The 17,109-nt window shown below is 43.0% G+C and carries 19 protein-coding genes; 8 read left to right on the top strand and 11 right to left on the bottom strand.

Annotated elements, in window-relative coordinates:
* The first annotated feature begins 474 nt into the window (after positions 1–474).
* Positions 475–798: a hypothetical protein gene (locus AB5I83_RS19805; RefSeq protein WP_448977867.1), complete on the top strand. Its 324-nt coding sequence runs from the start codon at positions 475–477 to the stop codon at positions 796–798.
* Positions 799–846: 48 nt separating this feature from the next.
* Here AB5I83_RS19805 and AB5I83_RS19800 read toward each other — a convergent pair whose 3' ends face one another.
* Positions 847–1,782 (bottom strand): DHH family phosphoesterase, encoded by a 936-nt coding sequence (locus tag AB5I83_RS19800; RefSeq protein ID WP_448977865.1) that lies wholly within the window; start codon positions 1,780–1,782, stop codon positions 847–849.
* Positions 1,783–1,951: 169 nt separating this feature from the next.
* Between AB5I83_RS19800 and AB5I83_RS19795 the strand changes: the two genes are divergently transcribed.
* A complete protein-coding gene (locus tag AB5I83_RS19795) occupies positions 1,952–2,248 on the top strand; it encodes a YtpI family protein (RefSeq protein WP_167832698.1) in 297 nt (98 codons plus the stop codon).
* 327 nt (positions 2,249–2,575) lie between these two features.
* On the opposite strand, the gene AB5I83_RS19790 is transcribed toward AB5I83_RS19795, so the two are convergent.
* From AB5I83_RS19790 to AB5I83_RS19780, 3 genes are all read right to left on the bottom strand, one after another.
* Entirely contained in the window at positions 2,576–3,895 is a 1,320-nt protein-coding gene (locus AB5I83_RS19790; protein ID WP_226085482.1) for a CBS domain-containing protein, read from the bottom strand.
* A 131-nt stretch (positions 3,896–4,026) separates the two neighbouring features.
* On the bottom strand, positions 4,027–4,275 hold the full coding sequence (locus tag AB5I83_RS19785) for a hypothetical protein (RefSeq protein WP_448977863.1): 249 nt from the start codon (positions 4,273–4,275) through the stop codon (positions 4,027–4,029).
* A gap of 108 nt (positions 4,276–4,383) precedes the next feature.
* Positions 4,384–5,064, bottom strand: a complete 681-nt coding sequence (locus AB5I83_RS19780; protein WP_167832696.1) for a metal-dependent hydrolase — start codon at positions 5,062–5,064, stop codon at positions 4,384–4,386.
* A 214-nt stretch (positions 5,065–5,278) separates the two neighbouring features.
* Between AB5I83_RS19780 and AB5I83_RS19775 the strand changes: the two genes are divergently transcribed.
* Positions 5,279–6,376 carry a M24 family metallopeptidase gene (locus AB5I83_RS19775; protein WP_448977861.1) on the top strand — a complete coding sequence of 366 codons (1,098 nt, stop codon included), beginning with the start codon at positions 5,279–5,281 and terminating at the stop codon, positions 6,374–6,376.
* Positions 6,377–6,683: 307 nt separating this feature from the next.
* Here AB5I83_RS19775 and queF read toward each other — a convergent pair whose 3' ends face one another.
* Positions 6,684–7,181 (bottom strand): preQ(1) synthase, encoded by a 498-nt coding sequence (queF, locus tag AB5I83_RS19770; protein ID WP_167832694.1) that lies wholly within the window; start codon positions 7,179–7,181, stop codon positions 6,684–6,686.
* Positions 7,182–7,590: 409 nt separating this feature from the next.
* On the opposite strand from queF, the gene deoC reads away from it, so the two are divergent.
* From deoC to AB5I83_RS19755, 3 genes are all read left to right on the top strand, one after another.
* Positions 7,591–8,265: a deoxyribose-phosphate aldolase gene (gene deoC / locus AB5I83_RS19765; RefSeq protein WP_448977859.1), complete on the top strand. Its 675-nt coding sequence runs from the start codon at positions 7,591–7,593 to the stop codon at positions 8,263–8,265.
* A gap of 35 nt (positions 8,266–8,300) precedes the next feature.
* The gene (locus AB5I83_RS19760; RefSeq protein WP_448977857.1) at positions 8,301–8,723 is read left to right on the top strand and encodes a cytidine deaminase; all 423 of its coding nucleotides are present in this window, start codon (positions 8,301–8,303) and stop codon (positions 8,721–8,723) included.
* Between the two features lie 130 nt (positions 8,724–8,853).
* Positions 8,854–9,468: an AmiS/UreI family transporter gene (locus AB5I83_RS19755; RefSeq protein WP_448977855.1), complete on the top strand. Its 615-nt coding sequence runs from the start codon at positions 8,854–8,856 to the stop codon at positions 9,466–9,468.
* 51 nt (positions 9,469–9,519) lie between these two features.
* Here AB5I83_RS19755 and AB5I83_RS19750 read toward each other — a convergent pair whose 3' ends face one another.
* The 3 genes from AB5I83_RS19750 to AB5I83_RS19740 form a co-directional block, all read right to left on the bottom strand.
* Complete coding sequence (locus AB5I83_RS19750) at positions 9,520–10,449, bottom strand: manganese-dependent inorganic pyrophosphatase (RefSeq protein WP_448977875.1); 930 nt, start codon at positions 10,447–10,449, stop codon at positions 9,520–9,522.
* A gap of 174 nt (positions 10,450–10,623) precedes the next feature.
* Positions 10,624–11,745 carry an alanine dehydrogenase gene (ald, locus tag AB5I83_RS19745; protein ID WP_167832692.1) on the bottom strand — a complete coding sequence of 374 codons (1,122 nt, stop codon included), beginning with the start codon at positions 11,743–11,745 and terminating at the stop codon, positions 10,624–10,626.
* 335 nt (positions 11,746–12,080) lie between these two features.
* Positions 12,081–12,236: a hypothetical protein gene (locus AB5I83_RS19740; RefSeq protein ID WP_448977853.1), complete on the bottom strand. Its 156-nt coding sequence runs from the start codon at positions 12,234–12,236 to the stop codon at positions 12,081–12,083.
* Between the two features lie 105 nt (positions 12,237–12,341).
* Here AB5I83_RS19740 and AB5I83_RS19735 point away from each other — a divergent pair, with 105 nt between their 5' ends.
* Positions 12,342–12,791, top strand: a complete 450-nt coding sequence (locus AB5I83_RS19735; protein ID WP_167832690.1) for a universal stress protein — start codon at positions 12,342–12,344, stop codon at positions 12,789–12,791.
* 61 nt (positions 12,792–12,852) lie between these two features.
* Here AB5I83_RS19735 and argH read toward each other — a convergent pair whose 3' ends face one another.
* The gene (gene argH / locus AB5I83_RS19730) at positions 12,853–14,223 is read right to left on the bottom strand and encodes an argininosuccinate lyase (protein WP_448977851.1); all 1,371 of its coding nucleotides are present in this window, start codon (positions 14,221–14,223) and stop codon (positions 12,853–12,855) included.
* Positions 14,220–15,425: an argininosuccinate synthase gene (locus AB5I83_RS19725; protein WP_448977849.1), complete on the bottom strand. Its 1,206-nt coding sequence runs from the start codon at positions 15,423–15,425 to the stop codon at positions 14,220–14,222. Before AB5I83_RS19725 ends, argH begins: the two co-directional genes overlap by 4 nt.
* Positions 15,426–15,637: 212 nt before the next feature.
* On the opposite strand from AB5I83_RS19725, the gene AB5I83_RS19720 reads away from it, so the two are divergent.
* Positions 15,638–15,955, top strand: a complete 318-nt coding sequence (locus tag AB5I83_RS19720) for a hypothetical protein (protein ID WP_448977847.1) — start codon at positions 15,638–15,640, stop codon at positions 15,953–15,955.
* Between the two features lie 202 nt (positions 15,956–16,157).
* On the opposite strand, the gene AB5I83_RS19715 is transcribed toward AB5I83_RS19720, so the two are convergent.
* Positions 16,158–16,682: an N-acetyltransferase family protein gene (locus AB5I83_RS19715; RefSeq protein ID WP_448977845.1), complete on the bottom strand. Its 525-nt coding sequence runs from the start codon at positions 16,680–16,682 to the stop codon at positions 16,158–16,160.
* Positions 16,683–17,109: the final 427 nt, after the last annotated feature.

The raw sequence follows: 17,109 nt of genomic DNA, 5'->3' as shown, positions 1-17,109 counted from the left end.
CCCCTTCCAGAACATCAAAAACATATAAGCTGTTTAACTTGTTTTTCATAAGGAATGAATTTACACAGAATAATGGGCTTGACTCTTCTGAACCCTGAAACCTGTCACAATAATCTCGTTTTCTTGACAGCTTTGGCCTCTGATCACTGAAACCTGTCACAATAACCGGGTTTTCTTGACAGCTTTGGCCTCTGAACCCTAAAACCTGTCTTAATAACCGCGTTTTCTTGACAGCTTTGGCCTCTGAACCCTAAAACCTGTCACAATAACCGCGTTTTCTTGACAGCTTTGAAGCTTTCCACTCCAAAGTTGTCACGATTCATTCCGGCTTTTTTCCGACCGCTTTGGAGCGTTCCTCACGAAACTGCCTTAATCAGAAATAGGTAATTCCCTCCAGTTATTATCAATTTGTGTGACTCCTGTAAGATACGGGAATTATAAAGCATATGAAATGTGAAGACAGGAGGGATTCAGATGAGCTTTAACAATGGAGCAGGAAATAGCGGCAGCGGTGTCGGAGGTGGTTTATTCCCGGCTTACGCCATGAACAACAATGACCGTGAAAACCAGGTAAAATTAAATGAGGATCAGTACGATATTTATGTGAATGATGATTTTGTCGGTCAAAAAAGCCTTAAAAGTCAGGGTGAAAATCTTTCTGACATCGATGACTTCTTAAAACAGCAAGGCATCACCGATTTTACTGCTTCCCTTAATGGTGATCACTACGATATCAAAACAGATGGTTCGAATGCGGAAATCACGGATGCCTTACAGGTTTATTTTAATAATAGATAATGTGGATTGAAAAGGTGCGCTTCAAAGCTGAAGCGCACCTTAATCTTGTTATTCCTTGCATGCATTAATCAGGTCATCAAGAACCCGGTCGACATCGTCCCACGAATAAATGGACGCTCCCGCAGCCAGCGGATGGCCACCGCCATTGTAATTTCTGGCGATCGTATTGATTACAGGCCCCTTTGAACGTAGGCGGACCCTGATTTGATCCTCTTCCTCAATGAAGAATACCCAAGCCTTGATTCCCCTGACATTTCCTAGTTCACTCACAAGCAATGAAGCTTCAGAGGGCTTAACTGAGTACTGATCAAGCAGCTCACGCTTCATCACTACCTTGGCCGCACCATTTTCCAGCAACTCGAAGTTCTGGAGGATGTATCCGTTCAACTTCACCACGTTTGGAGCTAGCTCATACATTCTGTCATAAAGCTCTGTACGTGAGAAGTTATAGTGAATCAATTCTCCTGCGTAGGCAAAAGTTTTGTTAGTCGTACTCGGATACAGGAATCGGCCAGTGTCGCCAACAATTCCCGCATACAGCAATCTGGCTGCCTCGTCTGACATCTTCAGTCCCTTATCCTTGAAAGTGAGGTAAAACTCATAGATCATCTCACTCGTAGAGCTTGCCGAAGTATCCACCCATTGAAGATCACCGTATGGATCTTCATTCGGGTGATGGTCGATCTTCACAAGCTGCTCGCCTAAACGGTAGCGCTCATCGCAAATCCGCTCAGCATTCGCTGTATCACAGACGATGACTAGCGCCCCTTTAAAGGTATCGTCCGAAATAGAATCAAGCCTTCTTAAGTAATGAAGCGATGGCTCCTCAGCGCCAACAGCGTAGATTGTCTTTTCAGGGTACGATGCCTTCAGAATTTCAGCCAGCCCTCCCTGTGAACCGTATGCATCAGGGTCTGGTCTCACATGACGATGGATAATGATTGTTTCATAATTTTCAATAGCTTCAAGTATTTGCTCTTTCATCAAAATGCTCCTCCATCTTTTTCATATCTTAATTATGAACATATTTTTTGGAAAAGAAAAGCAGAACATCATCTGGCAAAATTTCTGCATCCCATTCTCCAATGTTTGCCTGGCAATCCCCCGTGATAAGCTGTAAAATAGAGTGGATTATGAATTTGGAGGAATTGCAATGCCTATTCTCGTATTTTTGATCGTTCTTTCATTTGTCTTCTATATCTTTTACAAGATTAAATATGTCCGCAGTAAAAGGCCTGCAGAGCGCAGCTGGCTTTCGGCCAAATCAAGCATCGCTCTTGGATTGTTCGTCGGACTCTTTGGAATCAACCAGCTCTTTCTTTTCCAGACGACTGTTACCTACATCGTAAGTGCCATATTCATTATTATGGGTTCGATGAGTGTATGGGCGGGTATAAAAGCATATAAGTTCTATCTCCCGCACGCTGCGAAGGAAGCACAGGAAAACTAAAACACAGGCTTCATTATTGATTTTCCTGTAGGTGTGAGAATTCATTAGCGGAGGATTTCCGGCTATTGTATATTGAGGACGCCAATGAAGCAGAAATAAGCGGAGATATTCCGGTTAACTATTAAAAATAAGACAAAATTCAACGATTTGGATTAAATAAACGGAAAAACGACTCTTATTTTCAAGAAAATAAGGGTCGTTTTCATTTTAAGAGAAATTTGTCCGTTTATTTTTCAAACACTGTGAAAATCAACTTTCAGTATTACTAAAGCCGACCCAGTTAAGGTTCGGCTTTTACGTCCATTGTTGCCTATCGATCTGCTCTTATCAATGCCTGTCAATCAGCTGGCACATCATCATCGCCTTGCCTACAAGAATTCCGTCATTGAAAGCTTCGATGTCGACTTTCCCGAACTTCCTCCCTACTTCAAGTACCTTCGGATAAATCTCAATCACACTGTCAATTTGCACTGGCTTAATAAAATAGATCGTCATATTCTCGACAACCAGGTCACCTTTTTTATAGCCCCGCAGCACACGGTTCGCGGCTTCAGTAACGATGGTTGTAAACACGCCATATGAAATCGTTCCAAGATGATTCGTCATCTGCGGTGTCACCTGGCAGCGGAAAATGTCTTCATCCTTTGTTTTTCCTTTTGCCAGGACGAGCTGGTTTGTAACCGTGTCATCAAGCGTCTCCCCCACCTGCGGCTGCCGCTGGATCATTTGGAGAGCCTTCAGCACATCCTGCCTGCTGACAATCCCTTGAAGCCTGTTGGCATCATCCACAACGGGAAGTACTTCAATCCCTTCCCACACCATCATATGGGCGGATGAAGCGACACTCGTAGACCCGCTAACGGTCATCGGGTTCTTCGTCATGATTTTCTCAATCAAGGTGTCCTGTTCATGCCCCATAACATCCTTCGATGTGATCATGCCGATGACTTTCATATTCTGGTCTACTACCGGGAAGCGGCTGTGCAGTGTTTCATCCTTGTGCCGGTACCAATCTGATACACGCTCATTGGCCTTAAGGAAAATCGTCTCAGTAACAGGTGTCAGGATATCCTCCACAAGGATAATTTCCTTTTTGATCAGCTGATCATAAATCGCACGGTTGATCATTGTCGCGACCGTAAAAGTATCGTAGCTGCTTGAAATAATCGGCAGCTGCAGCTCGTCTGCCAGCTTTTTCACATGGTCCTCGGTATCGAAGCCCCCAGTCACTAACACAGCGGCACCTGCCCTGAGCGCCTGCTCATGCGCTTTGTCACGGTTCCCGACGATGAGCAGGTTTCCCGCACCGGTGTAACGCATCATCGCTTCAAGCTTCATTGCCCCGATGACGAATTTGTTCAATGTTTTATGAAGCCCGGCACGTCCGCCGAGGACCTGGCCATCAACGATATTGACAACCTCCGCAAAGGTAAGCTTCTCTATGTTCTCTTTCTTTTTTCGTTCAATCCGGATGGTGCCGACACGCTCAATCGTGCTGACATACCCTTTATTCTCAGCATCCTTAATGGCTCTATATGCAGTTCCTTCGCTTACGTTCAGCGCCTTGGCTATTTGGCGTACCGATATTTTTTCTCCTATTGGCAATTCATCTATATATTGAAGTATTTGTTCATGCTTAGTTGCCAAGACTTTCACCCTTTTTAATAATTTTCCGTTCAAAGTAGTTCTATCCATTATTATTATAAGGTTTATAAGGGTTGGATTCAATTTAATTAGGAAGGAAGTCCTTTATATAAAAGAAAAACTGGCTGAACCACTCAGCCAGTGTACACTCTTGATTTTCTTTTCAAGTTGTTCTCCATTTTCCTGTTAGCCAGCCTGGAACGTTTCTTTGGTGTGTAAAGAAAGGCTGCCAGGTTCCCTGCGAAGACGAGCAGCGCCAGGAAGAGCCATGAACCGGCAAACAATGCTTCTTTTCCTCCCATCTGGAAGTTGAGCTCCGGCATTCCTATGTAAAGCATCATGCCGCATAACAGCAGGTATAGCAAGTAACGGTTTTTCTTCATTATTTCCCTCCTACAGGTTGTCTTAGTTAATATCTATGCTTTCTTTGCTAAAATTAGCATGTTAAATAGAAAAAGCTGCACAACTTTATGTGCAGCCTTGTCACTTCCTTATAATTCAATTGCCTCTCCTGCTTCGAGAACGGTGCCTTTATTTTTCTTAAGCATATTTACAAAAGCATGCGGATCCTGTTTGATTGGCGGGAATGTATTGAAATGGATCGGCACCACTTGCTTTGCATCCAGGAATTCCGCCGCCAATGCCGCATCTTCCGGACCCATTGTAAAATTGTCGCCGATCGGCAGGAATGCCAGGTCAATTGGATGTCTCTCCCCAATCAGCTTCATGTCTGAAAACAGCCCCGTGTCACCTGCATGGAACACCGTCTTCCCTTCTGCCATGAACAGAATCCCTGCAGGCATGCCGCCATAAATGATTTCATTGTTTTCAGTGACCATGCCTGTTCCATGGAAGGCAGGCGTCATTTTGACCTTGCCAAAATCGAATTCATAAGCTCCGCCAATCGACATGCCGTGCGTGTTCAAGCCTTTCCAGCTTAAGTATGTAGCCACTTCGAAGTTGGCGATGACGAGTGAGTCATGCTTTTTTGCCAGCTCAACCGTGTCCCCCAAATGGTCCCCATGGGCATGTGTAAGGATGATGACATCCGGCTTCACATCCTCCACTTTCAGATCGGTCAAATCATTGCCTGTAATGAATGGATCAATGAGGATGGTCTTCCCATTTGTTTCGATTTTAACAACAGAATGGCCGTGATAAGATACTTTCATATTCTCTCTCCTTTCATTCAAGACTTTTCTGGCTAAAGACTTCTCAAGCAGCTTTAGCGAAAAAAGCCATCTTACTAAATTATTTCAACACCCTTTGTCTATCTCCTTCTTCCATTTTCTTTATACCCAACAACCTCTTTCGTTAAAAGTTTTACTTTTCACCAGCGAATTGCTACTCTCATAGTGTGATGTACATATCAGAGGAGGAATTTATATGACTGAGAGATTGACTGCGTTATCAGGATGGATGAAGGACAATGGTGTCGACGTCACTTTTGTTACATCTCCTGACAATGTATTTTACCTTAGCGGATTTTTAAGCGATCCCCACGAAAGACTGCTGGCTGTAGCGGTATTCCAGGATGCCGAGCCTTTCATGATTTGTCCGGCAATGGATAAGGAAAATGCGAAAAATGCAGGATGGGAGCTTGAAATTATCGGCTACAGCGATACCGATGATTCAATGGAGCTAGCTTACAATGCGATCAAGAAGCGCGTTCCTTCCATTAAGAAAACAGCGATTGAGAAGGAACAATTGAATGTAGAACGCTATGAAAAGATGTCTGCACTGTTTGGTGGCTCCGAATTTGTTTCGGCAGAAGAAAAACTTCGCCTGATGCGGATGATCAAAAGTGAAGAAGAATTGCAGAAATTGCAAGTAGCGTGTGAGCTAGCCGACTTTGCCATCCAGACAGGGGTTAATGAAATCCAGGAAGGCAAAACCGAACTGGATGTCCTTGCAGCGATTGAATACGAATTGAAGAAAAAAGGCGTAACGCAGATGTCATTTTCAACGATGGTCCTTACGGGGGCAAATGCCGCAGCTCCGCACGGGACACCAGGCCTGACAAAAATCAAGAAAGGTGACCTCGTATTGTTCGACCTTGGCGTTGTAATGGATGGTTACTGCTCAGATATCACAAGGACCGTTGCTTACGGTGAGATTAACAACAAGCAGGAAGAAATTTATAACACCGTATTGAAAGCACAGCTGAAAGCCCTGGATACTGCACGAGCTGGTGTTGCCTGTTCAGAAGTCGACCTTGCGGCACGTAAAGTGATCGAAGAAGCTGGATATGGCGACTACTTCCCTCACCGCCTCGGACACGGGCTTGGAGTCAGCGTCCACGAGTATCCATCATTGACCAGCACGAATCCTTTATTAATGGAAAAAGGAATGGTGTTCACTGCTGAACCGGGAATTTATGTACCAGGCGTTGCGGGCGTAAGAATTGAAGATGATGTCGTCATTACCGAGGATGGAATCGAAATCTTAACGAAATTCCCTAAAGAATTGGTATATGTATCGTAAAATATACGCAAAACCGCCTGAGATCATCTGATCCAGGCGGTTTGTTTTGGTTGAAAAAGCTAATTTCCATAACGAAAATAAGGCTTTGATTTTTTTATAGCGACTTTTATTTTTATATAGCGAGTTTTTATCTTTTATAGCGAGTTTCACTCTTTTATAGCGACTTTCAACTTTTTATAGCGACTTTCAACTTTTTATAGCGACTTTCAACTTTATATAGCAACTTTCAACTTTTTATAGCGAACTGGAAAATATCCGTGTCTTGTTCCAATTAAAAAGAGCAGCATGTGCAGCTGCTCTTTCAGATTTAGCGATTATCCACTTTTTCCGGATACATATCGTGGTTCATCATCCGGTAGTTTGCCATTTCTTCATACTTCGTTCCTGGCTTGCCATAGTTGGTATACGGATCGATTGAGATGCCGCCTCTTGGCGTGAATTTGCCCCACACCTCAATATACCTTGGATCCATCAGCTTGATCAGGTCATTCATGATGATGTTCATGCAATCTTCATGAAAATCACCGTGGTTTCTGAAGCTGAATAGATATAGTTTCAGCGCTTTGCTTTCAACCATCAATTTGTCGGGAATGTAGCTGATATATATCGATGCAAAGTCAGGCTGTCCTGTGATCGGGCAAAGGCTTGTGAATTCCGGTGTGTTGAATTTTACAAAGTAATCGCGGTACGGGTGTTTATTTTCAAACGTTTCAAGGATTTCAGGAGAGTACTCAAATAAATATTTTGTTCCCTGATTGCCAAGCAATGTCAAATCTTTCATTTCCTCATCTTTTCTTCCAGCCATGTTAAAAGCCTCCTATTTGATCTGCAACGCTTTCGAGGCCCAGGAACTTTGCTTATCAAATAAAAAACCATATCCTCTGGGATATGGTTGAAATTTTTCAAAGCCATAGTTTTTTATAGAGGGTGTCCGCTATGAACCTCTCCCGCGAATACAGGATGATTTTATTGAATTTTATATAGCAACTATAATGAAATCCCCTATTAAAGTCAAAAGAAAATTTCGAGAGGAATTATGACAAATTCATGTATTTCCATTTTTTATTTTTACATTTGTTCATATGGTTATTTACATATGTTCACCTACCTGATATATTATTCATGTAAGTGACACATAATATGTTTGGGTTATATATTTTTATTTTGGATGAAAGCGTTTCAACTAATTTTTATACAGAAAGGGTTTGAACTTAATGACGAACGATTTAGCAAGAATGATCGACCACACATTACTTAAAGCAAATGCAACTGAAGCGGAGATTGTAAAGCTGGCTGAGGAAGCAAAAGAATATAAATTTGCTTCTGTTTGCGTTAACCCTACTTGGGTAAAGAAGGCATCTGAAATCCTTAAGGATGTTGAGGGTGTTGAAGTATGTACAGTAATTGGCTTCCCTCTTGGAGCTACAACTTCTGAAGTAAAAGCATTCGAAACGAAGGATGCAATCGAAAATGGCGCAACTGAAGTTGATATGGTCATCAATATCGGCGCATTGAAAGACAAGCAATATGACTTGGTTGAAAAAGATATCAAAGCTGTAGTTGACGCTGCAAAAGGCAAGGCATTGACTAAGGTCATTATTGAAACTTGCCTTCTTACTGATGAGGAAAAAGAAATGGCATGCAAGCTTTCTGTCAATGCAGGAGCAGATTTCGTGAAGACCTCAACTGGGTTCTCAACTGGCGGAGCGACTGTTGAAGATATCGCCCTTATGAGAAAAACAGTTGGCCCTGATCTTGGCGTTAAAGCATCAGGCGGAGTCAGAAGCCTTGAGGATGCACAGAACATGATCGAAGCTGGTGCAACAAGAATTGGCGCAAGCTCTGGTGTGGCAATCGTTAACGGCCTGACATCTGAGTCTTCATATTAAGCATAAAAATATCAAACGGGAATGGGGAATGGACGATGGATAAAAAAACGCTTGTTGAAAAAGCTATTGATGCAAGAAGCAAAGCATACGTTCCATATTCTAAGTTTCAGGTTGGCGCTGCAATTATCACAAGTAATGATCATGTCTATCTTGGCTGCAATATAGAAAATGCCTCGTTTGGCCTGACGAACTGTGCCGAAAGAACAGCCATTTTCAAGGCCGTTTCTGAAGGGGACACCGAAATCAAGGCGATTGCAGTAGTCGCTGATACTGAAGGTCCTGTTTCTCCTTGCGGTGCCTGCCGCCAGGTAATTGCTGAGTTCGCAACTGACGATACAAAAATTTACCTTGCCAACCTTAACGGGGATGTTAAGGAAACGACAATCGATGAAATTCTTCCAGGTTATTTTACATCCAAGGATATGGATAAGGTAGATATATCCAAGAAAATGGTTTAATTGATTATTTGAAAATTAACAAGGGGGCAATTTCGTTATCCTGAATGGATAATGGGGTTGCTCTTTCTTATTCACCCTATTTTTTGCAAGTAAAGGAGGAACGAGCTGATCAACTTGGTCGGCATACATCATGGGAGACGCAGGCTTATTATTATCAGGCGCAGCACTTTTCCTGAACAGCTTGATGCTTTTAGGGAAGGCTAACGCGAAAAGCGTGGCAGTATTCAATTTATTCATCGGGGCATTGCAAGTCATTGTGCCCTTTTACTTGATTGCTGTATCAGACCAGAACAACTGGACGGTCTACAGCCTTGCAAGCATCTTTTTATTTGGTTTCACCTATTTATATGTCGGGTTGACATTATGGAAAGAACTTGATGGCACCGGGCTTGGGTGGTACTCCCTCTGGGTTGCAGTCCTCGCCGTCATTTATGCGGCGGTTGCCTTCATTCATTTCGAAGACATAGTCAGCGCTCTTACATGGCTGATGTGGGCCTATCTATGGTTCCTGTTCTTTTTATCAATGGGAATGGGCAAGAAGATTGACGTTTATATCGGAAAGGTTGCGATGGTTCAGTCATGGCTGACATTGACCTTCCCGGCACTGCTGTCCATGACAGGACTATGGAAAACGGAACAGGTTGCCAATGCCTGGATTTACTTCTCAATTGCTGCTTTTCTCTACTTTGCTTATATCACATTACGGTTGAAGAAGGCTTCTGCCAGAACCGAGAAATTCGCATAAGATCTAAAAAAACCGTCCTGCCAAATTAGGCAGGACGGTTTTTGTTAACTGTTACTTCGCAAGTACGTTTGTCAATACTGGAACGACCTGTTTCTTGCGGGAGACGACACCTTTAAGAGTCGCTGTGTTATTTTCAAGAGTTACATTGAATGCTTCTTCAACAGCAGCTGCCTTTTCACCAATCGCAAGCGCTGCAGAATCATTCGTCAAAATATCTGTGATGACCAGCAAGAAAAGACCAAGATTCTTTTCGGTCACTTTATTGATCAATGCTTCTTCAAGCTCCACTCTGCGTAAAAGAACGTCATTAACATCAACTGTGTTTACCTGTGCAATTTCAACCTTGGATTCTCCCATTTGGAATTCCTTGGCGTCAAGTGAAATAAGCTCTTCGATTGTTTTGCTGCTGAGGTCCGCGCCAGCTTTCAGCATTTCAAGACCATATTCCTCAGCATCCACACCTGCGAATTCAGCCAATTCACGTGCTGCTGCAACGTCCTGGTCTGTGCAAGTCGGGGACTTGAATAATAAAGAATCAGAAATGATTGCCGACAGCATTAATCCTGCGATATTCTTGTCGATCTCTACATTGTTTTCTTTGTACATTTTATTTAGGATTGTCGCCGTGCAGCCTACTGGCTCAACACGGAAATAGAGCGGATCGCTCGTCTCAAAATTTGCCACACGGTGGTGGTCGATAACCTCGAGGATTTGAACATCCGTAATATCATCAGCGCTCTGCTGGCGTTCATTGTGGTCAACCAAGATGACCTGATCCACTTCTTCTGAAACTCTACCCGCAAGGCGTGGTGCTTCAGTTTTGAAGTAATCAAGAGCATACTGAGTTTCTCCATTAACATGGCCCAAACGCACAGCTTCGGCATCGACACCAAGCTTTTGCTTCAAGTTAGCATAGGCAATGGCAGAGCAAATTGTATCCGTATCAGGATTTTTATGTCCAAAAATAAGTACTTTTTCCATCATGACACTCCTCAATAACAAATTAACACGGACATTCTAGCAACTAGAACCCGTATATCCCATAAATAATATACGCTAAAATTGAAAGATTTTAAACAGCTTTGTGATAAATAGAGTTGCTTTATCCAGCTCAATAATAAAAGATCCGGAATATTTCATCCGGATCCCGAAAAATTAAATTTGCTCTAACAATGTTTTTGTTTCAGAGTATACAAGGTTATGCGCTTCTGCTACTGCCTGGTAAGTCACATAGCCATTAAGCGTGTTGATTCCTTTCAACAAAGCTTCGTTGTCCAGGCAAGCCTGCTTGTAGCCTTTGTTCGCAATTTGAACAGCGTAAGGCACTGTTACATTTGTTAATGCAATTGTGCTTGTTCTAGGGACAGCACCAGGCATATTGGCAACTGCATAGTGAACGACGCCATGCTTTTCATAAGTAGGATTGTCATGTGTCGTGATTCTGTCTGTTGTTTCGAAGATTCCACCCTGGTCGATAGCGATATCGACAACAACTGAACCTGGGTTCATAGATTGGATCATTTCTTCTGTCACAAGCTTAGGAGCCTTCGCGCCCGGAATCAATACAGCACCGATTACGAGGTCAGATGCTTTAACTGCTTCAGCAATGTTCAAAGGATTAGACATCAGCGTTGTAATGTCAGAACCAAAGATATCATCAAGCTGACGAAGACGGTCTGGGTTCAAGTCGATCATTGTGACCTGAGCACCGAGGCCTACAGCCATTTTCGCAGCGTTTGTGCCAGCTACTCCACCACCGATGATTGTAACTTTTCCTCTTTGTACACCTGGAACGCCACCAAGCAGGATTCCTTTTCCACCGTGAACTTTCTCAAGGAACTGCGCACCGATTTGTGTGGACATACGGCCAGCAACCTCACTCATAGGTGTAAGCAACGGAAGTGAACCATTAGCCAGCTGCACTGTTTCATATGCAATACCGACAACCTTGTTCTCGATCAAAGCCTTTGTAAGCTCTGGTTCTGGAGCAAGGTGTAAATATGTAAATAAAATTAAACCTTCGCGGAAATATCCGTATTCTTCTGCAAGTGGCTCTTTAACCTTCATGACCATATCCTGTGCCCATGCTTCTTCTGCACTTCCAACGATCAGAGCACCGGCAGCTTTGTAGTCCTCATCTGTAAAACTTGAGCCGATTCCTGCTCCAGTCTCAATGAAAACTTCGTGTCCGAAATTAACAAGGTTAACTACACCTGCAGGCGTCATAGCCACACGATTTTCATTATTTTTTATCTCTTTAGGTACACCGATACGCATTATTGCATACCTCCTATAATTATAATTGCACTACCATTTCAGCCATGCCACCACTATATCATTTTTCCAGTGAGTAAAAAAATACTGAAGGCAAGATGAAAACACTTTCATTTTAGTAGAAAAAAATGCTTTTGGCAAAACAATTCGTACAAATTTCCCTAAAATATACTATTCTGTATATTTTTAATTTTTAAGGAAGTAATAATAGAATATAAAAAGGCTTGCTGAGCATTGATTCCAGCAAGCCTCTTTATCCATTCAACCAGACAACTCTTCATTTTTAATAGAGAAAGGAGCAGGAGAATTGGCAGCCAAATACTATTCGAAAACAGCTTCTACTTATAATCCTCGTTGTTTTCTGCTGCTGATTTCATCTGTTCCTGGGGGACTATACCACTGTTGTATGAATCCATGATTTGCTGGTTTACCTGCATGACACCTTGATCGTCGTAATCATAATATGACTGGCCGCGCTGTTCCTTTTTATCCATGGAAAACCCTCCTTCAATATGATGCTTGCATATATAGTTTTCGTTGGATTGTCACAGCTATACCCAGGAAACTGTTGTATAATATAGGTAAAGGAGGCGAGAACTATGGCACTTTACTATAAGAACATTTTAGTTGCCGTGGATGGTTCTAAACAAGCAGCATGGGCTTTTAAAAAAGCAATTGAGATCGCAAAGAGAAATGATGCGAGTCTGGTCATGACCCACATAATCGATTTACGCACCTTTGCTACTGTTGAGGCATATGACCGCACGATTTCAGAGCGTGCGACACAGTTTGCTACAGAATTGATGGAAAACTACAAGCAGCAGGCAATTGAAGCCGGTATCAAAGACGTAGAGTATGACATCGATTATGGTTCACCAAAGGTCAAGATTGCGAAAGATGTTGCAAAGAAATACAACGCCGACCTGATTATTTGCGGAGCAACAGGAATGAACGCAGTGGAACGCTTCTTCATCGGAAGTGTCTCAGAGCATATTACCCGCTATGCATCCTGTGATGTCCTGGTTGTCCGGACAGACCAAGAAAGTTAACCTTACTAAACATACAAAAAGCACGAAGTATCTTTCTATTGATACTTCGTGCTTTTTTCATTTATAATGATGCTTTTGCTCTTTCGATCTGAAGTGCTACTTGTGAAAAACCGGTGCCTCCAGCGCTGTTTCGTCTTTTAACGGCATTATAAGGATTCAATGCCTCGAAAATATCTTCTTCAAACAATGAGTTCGTTGATTGGTAAGCTTCCAATGGCAGGTCTGCGAGATAACAGCCCTTTTGGATACACTCTAGGACAAGCTTGCCGACGATTTCATGCGCTTCACGGAAAGGTACGCCTTTCGCTGCCAGATAATCAGCCAGCTCTGTTGCATTAGAAAAATCCTTTTTCACTGATTGAGCCATTTCCTCCGATTTCACCTTCATCTCACTGACCATGCCAGCGAAAATCTTCAATGAACCCTTCACGGTTTTCACCGTATCAAACATACCTTCTTTATCTTCCTGCATATCCTTGTTATATGCCAGAGGCAATCCTTTCAATACAGTCAAAAGTCCCATCAAGCTTCCATAGACACGGCCAGTTTTTCCGCGGATCAATTCGGCCATATCCGGATTCTTCTTCTGAGGCATGATGCTGCTGCCCGTCGTGAAAGCATCCGAAAGCTCGATGAACTGAAATTCCTGGCTCGACCAAAGGATAAGTTCCTCGCATAATCGTGAAAGATGCATCATTAAAATCGAGCTGTCTGAAAGGAACTCAAGGATGAAATCACGATCGCTCACAGCATCAAGGCTGTTTTCATAGATTCCCTCAAACCCGAGAAGTTCTGCTGTCATATGGCGGTCAATCGGAAAAGTAGTTCCCGCAAGCGCCCCAGCACCCAGCGGTGACAAATTGATTCTTTTCATGCTTTCCGCGAAACGCTGTTTATCCCGGTCCAGCATCCAGAAGTACGCCATGAGATGATGGGCAAAAGAAATCGGCTGCGCCCTCTGCAAGTGAGTATATCCGGGCATAAGTGTCTCGATATTTTGTCCCGCCTGATCAACCAAAGTCCTTTGGAACTCAGAGATCAACTCGATGATTTCCGATACCTGCTCCTTCAGGTACAAATGCATATCAGTCGCAACCTGGTCGTTCCTGCTTCTAGCCGTATGGAGTTTGCCGCCCGTAGGACCGATCAACTCAGTCAGGTGATGTTCGATATTCAGATGGATATCCTCAAGTTTGGAAGAGTATTTCAGTTCTCCATTTGCTGCTTGCTGCTTTAGTTTTTGTAGTCCTTGAATGATGTTTTCGGCGTCAGCTTCTGTTATGACTCCGCACTTTGCAAGCATTGTCGCATGGGCGATACTGCCCTCAATATCCTGCTCCGCCAGTTCCTGATCAAAGCCGATTGATGCACCGAATTCATCGACCCAATCCTCAGCGGATCCGGTGAATCTGCCTCCCCATAATTTCTTCACACTGTCACCTTCTTGCCCTGTACCATGCTGTGGACAACAGTTGGCAGTCCCCACAGATTGATGAATCCAACGGCAGCATTATGGTCGAACTCATCATCAGCTGTATAAGTAGCCAGTTTTTCATTGTATAGGGAATACGGAGATTTTCTGCCTTCAATGATCGCATGCCCTTTAAAAAGCTTGACTCGAACTGTTCCTGTTACATGCTTCTGTGTCGATTTCAGGAACGCTGCCAGAGCATCTTTTAGCGGAGAGAACCATAGCCCTTCGTAAATCAGTTCGGTCATCTTCTTCTCAATTACCGGCTTGAAATGGGCTACCTCTTTTACGAGCGTGATATCCTCAAGTTCCTTGTGAGCCTTGATCAATGTCATGGCGGCAGGAGCTTCATATACTTCACGAGACTTGATTCCGACAAGACGGTTTTCCACATGGTCAATCCTCCCGACACCATGCTTGCCTGCAACAGTGTTCAGCTCCAAAATCAATTCTGATAAAGGATATGATTTGCCATTAATCGCGGTTGGAACACCTTCAACAAATTCTATTTCAATTAGATCAGGTGTATCCGGCGTATCTTCAAGCTCGGATGTCAGTTCATAGGCCTCAACTGGAGGCGCCTGCCATGGATCCTCTAAGATTCCACATTCATTGCTTCTTCCCCAAAGATTCTGGTCGATGGAGAACGGGCTGTCGAGATTGATTGGAATCGGAATACCATTGTTGGCTGCATAAGCAATTTCTTCTTCACGTGACCATTTCCACTCACGGACAGGAGCAATGACCTTAAGATCCGGATTCAATGCTTTGATCGAAACCTCAAACCGTACCTGGTCATTTCCTTTTCCTGTGCAGCCATGCGCAACAGCTGTTGCCCCCTCCATTTCTGCTATTTCTACTAGTTTCTTAGAAATCAATGGACGTGACAGCGCTGATACCAGAGGATATTTGCCTTCGTAAAGTGCATGTGCCTGAAGGGCATAAAGTGCATAATCATTGGCGAATTCTTCTTTGACGTCCAATACGTATGATTGAATCGCCCCGACCTTCAACGCTTTTTGTTTAATGAAATCTAGATCCTTTCCTTCACCAACATCAAGGCAGCACGCTATTACCGCGTATCCCTGGTCCTTCAGCCATTTAATTGCAACAGATGTATCAAGCCCGCCGGAATAGGCAAGCACCACTTTATTTTCAGCCATTTTTTTCATACTCCTTCGCGTTCGAATATTTATTCATATCAGTTAATTTTTATTCATGTGTATAAAGTTAACAGGTTTCTAGGCACATTTCAAGATAAAATATGATTTTTTAATAATCCGCTGATTTTGCATTAATCCAGACTAAGATGGAAGAAGGCTTAAAAGTATAGTAGAATGTAAGCAAGATTACCGGAATGGGGGCACCATCAGAAATGGAACGATTCTTTCTTTTTAACAGCCGACTGGGCATTCCCCTGCCAGACCTAAAAGCAAACTGGGAAGAGTATGACCTTGATACAAGGCACGGCATCCTCCTCCACTGGGAAAAAATTCGCGGCAGCATTCCTGACCGGATTGCAGAGCTTGAAAAAACAATCAACCTGAAGCAAGCGCAGCTTTCCGATGAAAGCGACTTCATCCGTTCCTGCGAATTGAACAGCGAAATCGCCGAGCTCGCGTCCATCATTAATGACCTCTGGCTCTGGTATCGCACCCAGCAGGACATTTCCTCCGAGAAAATGCATCGATAATACTTTCCTATGTATAAAAAATAGCCCGGAGCTGCTCCAGGCTATTTTTTGCTTTTACTTTTATTAAAAGAATATACGGAACCTATGATCAAAGCAGCCCCTGTTAATCTCAGGACACCGTTCCCGAATGGACTGAGTTGATGAATGGTTGAGCCAACCAGAATACTGCCAATAAATATTAAAAAAATCGCGATTAATAACCTCATGTATACTCCTTTTGAAGTTTTTTACCCATAATGACATAAGATTCTTGGTCACGATTTGGATAAAAGGCATCATTTAAAACAGACCATCCCAGATTTTCATATAGACTGCGGGCAGAAGCATTATTGCGTTGAGTGGTTAAAACCGCTGTCTGATGTTGTGCACCATCTACCAGCATAGTTACCAATTGTTTTGCCAGCCCTTGATTCCTAAATGCTGGATGCACCCCTAATTCAACGAGTTCAAAGCAATCCGTTAACCAATTTTGATACTCTTCAGGAGTGAACGCCTTCTCCAGTAATCCGTGGTAATACTGACCCGGTTGAGAAAAGTAACCATAAGCGTAACCAGCCACTTCCCCCTGCTCAGAAATAGCCACAAAGCCTTTATAACCATCATATCCTGCATGCCTCATCACTCGATCTCTAATGGAACTATCTTCTTGCTCCCATACTTGTTGGTATAAGTTCGCTACTTGGTTTAATAACTCTTCATCTCTATTAATTTCTCTATACTCGAACATTTTTAGGATTCCCCTTATTTTATTTGACAGCTTTTCCTGTGGTTGCACCAAACCTGTCACGATTCCGTTGTTTTCTTGACAGCTTTTCTCGTGGTTGCACCAAACCTGTCACGATTCTGTTGTTTTCTTGAAAGCTTTTCTATTTTCCCTCTTAAACCTGTCTTAATTTGGCTCTTCTTTTGACAGCTTTTCTTGTTTCTCCCTCAAACCTGTCTTAGGTTGGCTCTTCTTTTGACAGCTTTCCTGTTTTCCTCTCAAACCTGTCTTAAGTTGGCTCTTCTTTTGACAGCTTTTCCTGTTTTCCACTCAAACCTGTCTGAAGTTAGCTCTTCTTTTGACAGCTTTTCTTGTTTTCCTCCCAAACCTGTCTTAAGTTGGCTCTTCTTTTGACAGCTTTTCCTGTTTTCCTCTCAAACCTGTCTGAAGT

The organism is Mesobacillus sp. LC4, from assembly GCF_053543455.1.
This window is presented reverse-complemented; position numbering and strand designations above follow the sequence as displayed.

Bases quoted from the DNA above. Each gene is read 5' to 3' on its own strand.
- AB5I83_RS19805 (WP_448977867.1), top strand. From the start codon at position 475: ATGAGCTTTAACAATGGAGCAGGAAATAGCGGCAGCGGTGTCGGAGGT.
- AB5I83_RS19800 (WP_448977865.1), bottom strand. From the start codon at position 1,782: ATGAAAGAGCAAATACTTGAAGCTATTGAAAATTATGAAACAATCATT.
- AB5I83_RS19795 (WP_167832698.1), top strand. From the start codon at position 1,952: ATGCCTATTCTCGTATTTTTGATCGTTCTTTCATTTGTCTTCTATATC.
- AB5I83_RS19785 (WP_448977863.1), bottom strand. From the start codon at position 4,275: ATGAAGAAAAACCGTTACTTGCTATACCTGCTGTTATGCGGCATGATG.
- AB5I83_RS19780 (WP_167832696.1), bottom strand. From the start codon at position 5,064: ATGAAAGTATCTTATCACGGCCATTCTGTTGTTAAAATCGAAACAAAT.
- AB5I83_RS19775 (WP_448977861.1), top strand. From the start codon at position 5,279: ATGACTGAGAGATTGACTGCGTTATCAGGATGGATGAAGGACAATGGT.
- queF (WP_167832694.1), bottom strand. From the start codon at position 7,181: ATGGCTGGAAGAAAAGATGAGGAAATGAAAGATTTGACATTGCTTGGC.
- deoC (WP_448977859.1), top strand. From the start codon at position 7,591: ATGACGAACGATTTAGCAAGAATGATCGACCACACATTACTTAAAGCA.
- AB5I83_RS19760 (WP_448977857.1), top strand. From the start codon at position 8,301: ATGGATAAAAAAACGCTTGTTGAAAAAGCTATTGATGCAAGAAGCAAA.
- AB5I83_RS19755 (WP_448977855.1), top strand. From the start codon at position 8,854: ATGGGAGACGCAGGCTTATTATTATCAGGCGCAGCACTTTTCCTGAAC.
- AB5I83_RS19750 (WP_448977875.1), bottom strand. From the start codon at position 10,449: ATGGAAAAAGTACTTATTTTTGGACATAAAAATCCTGATACGGATACA.
- ald (WP_167832692.1), bottom strand. From the start codon at position 11,745: ATGCGTATCGGTGTACCTAAAGAGATAAAAAATAATGAAAATCGTGTG.
- AB5I83_RS19740 (WP_448977853.1), bottom strand. From the start codon at position 12,236: ATGGATAAAAAGGAACAGCGCGGCCAGTCATATTATGATTACGACGAT.
- AB5I83_RS19735 (WP_167832690.1), top strand. From the start codon at position 12,342: ATGGCACTTTACTATAAGAACATTTTAGTTGCCGTGGATGGTTCTAAA.
- AB5I83_RS19725 (WP_448977849.1), bottom strand. From the start codon at position 15,425: ATGGCTGAAAATAAAGTGGTGCTTGCCTATTCCGGCGGGCTTGATACA.
- AB5I83_RS19720 (WP_448977847.1), top strand. From the start codon at position 15,638: ATGGAACGATTCTTTCTTTTTAACAGCCGACTGGGCATTCCCCTGCCA.
- AB5I83_RS19715 (WP_448977845.1), bottom strand. From the start codon at position 16,682: ATGTTCGAGTATAGAGAAATTAATAGAGATGAAGAGTTATTAAACCAA.